We start from the raw sequence: 499 nt of genomic DNA, 5'->3' as shown, positions 1-499 counted from the left end.
TCTTAAACGAGCCGCTGATGTTTCAGCTACGGGGGTCTTACCCTCTACGCCGGACCTTTCGCATGTCCTTCGCCTACATCAACGGTTTCTGACTCGTCCCACAGCCGGCAGACTGCGGAAAAGAGATCCCACAACCCCAACCACGCAACCCCTGCCGGGTATCACACGTGACTGGTTTGGCCTCATCCGGTTTCGCTCGCCACTACTCCCGGAATCACGGTTGTTTTCTCTTCCTGCGGGTACTGAGATGTTTCACTTCCCCGCGTTCCCTCCACACTGCCTATGTGTTCAGCAGCGGGTGACAGCCCATGACGACTGCCGGGTTTCCCCATTCGGAAACCCCCGGATCAAAGCCTGGTTGACGACTCCCCGGGGACTATCGCGGCCTCCCACGTCCTTCATCGGTTCCTGGTGCCAAGGCATCCACCGTGCGCCCTTAAAAACTTGGCCACAGATGCTCGCGTCCACTGTGCAGTTCTCAAGCAACGACCAGCCACCC

The 499-nt window shown here is 58.7% G+C and carries 1 rRNA gene; it reads right to left on the bottom strand.

What is annotated here, in order from left to right:
* Window positions 1-450: ribosomal RNA gene (locus C3486_RS36745) — 23S ribosomal RNA — on the bottom strand; the annotation flags it as partial.
* Window positions 451-499: the final 49 nt, after the last annotated feature.

Origin of the sequence: Streptomyces sp. Ru73 (assembly GCF_002920575.1) — a bacterium.
Lineage (GTDB): Bacteria > Actinomycetota > Actinomycetes > Streptomycetales > Streptomycetaceae > Streptomyces.
This window is presented reverse-complemented; position numbering and strand designations above follow the sequence as displayed.